The organism is Cyanobium sp. NIVA-CYA 375 (genome assembly GCF_056108345.1).
The window spans coordinates 1-1,022 of record NZ_JBSYHW010000238.1 but is presented as its reverse complement, the minus strand read 5'-3'; the positions used below and the strand labels follow the sequence as shown (position 1 = coordinate 1,022).

Genomic DNA, 1,022 nt, shown 5'->3' with positions numbered 1-1,022 from the left:
CAACATCGGGCGGGCGATCGAGCGCTTGCGCGGTTCGATCCTGGAGATGCAGACCGGCGCGCAGCTCGCTCCCGATGCAGCCGCGTTGCTGGCAGAGCGGACCCAGCGGCTCGAGCAGCTTGAAAGGGAGCAGGCCGAGCTGCAGCAGAAGCTGGCGGAATACCCGCGCTTCCGGGCCGTTTCGGAAGGGGCAGTGACGCTTGCCGACCTGCAGGGCATACTGCGCGACGGCGAAGCCTACATCAAGGTGGTCAACCTCGACCGGGAATCTTATGTGGTCTATGCGACCAGGGGCGAGGCAACCGCCTATCGGGCGTCGATTTCCCCTGATGAGCTCGAAAAGACAGTCGATGAGTTGCGCGCGAGTATCGCGATCAACGAGGGCGGGGAAATCCTGACCTACCCGTTCGAGATCGCCAAGTCGCGCGAGCTTTACAGCAAGCTGTTCGGTCCGGTCGGGAGCAAGCTTCCGGAGCTGAAGCACATCATCTTCGAGCCCGATGGCGCGCTTCTGCGTCTGCCGATGAACCTGCTGGTGACCGATGACGCCAGTGTCGAGCGGTACAACGAGAACCTCGCCAAGGGTGGAGACGAGTACGACTTCCGCGGCACGGCCTGGCTCGGTCGCACCGCCGAGATCAGCACCTCGGTTTCGCCTGCCGCATTCCGCGATGTCCGCGCCGCGAAGAAGTCAGGAGCAGAGAAATCCTACCTTGGGCTCGGCGAGAATGCGCCGATCGGTGGAGCGGAGCAGGGCAGCGGCATGCCCGCGGCGCTCGCGAGTGGGGATGATTGCCAATGGTCACCCTCGGTCTGGGCTAACCCGATTTCCTCGGAAGAACTCTATGCCGCTGCGTCGCGTTTCGGCGGGATCGAATCCGGGGCCAGCGAGGTCATCTCGAAAGCCGATTTCACCGACGATGCGATCAAGCAGAAGTCCGATCTCAAGGACTACAGGATCGTCCATTTCGCGACTCACGGCCTGGTCACCGCGCCGAAGCCGCAATGCCCGCCGCGCCCGG

The 1,022-nt window shown here is 63.7% G+C and carries 1 protein-coding gene; it reads left to right on the top strand.

The genetic code is table 11. The features are described from left to right. Positions 1-1,022, top strand: a 1,022-nt coding sequence (locus AC01FP_RS17790; RefSeq protein ID WP_474482088.1) for a CHAT domain-containing protein, incomplete at both ends; no start/stop codon positions are given.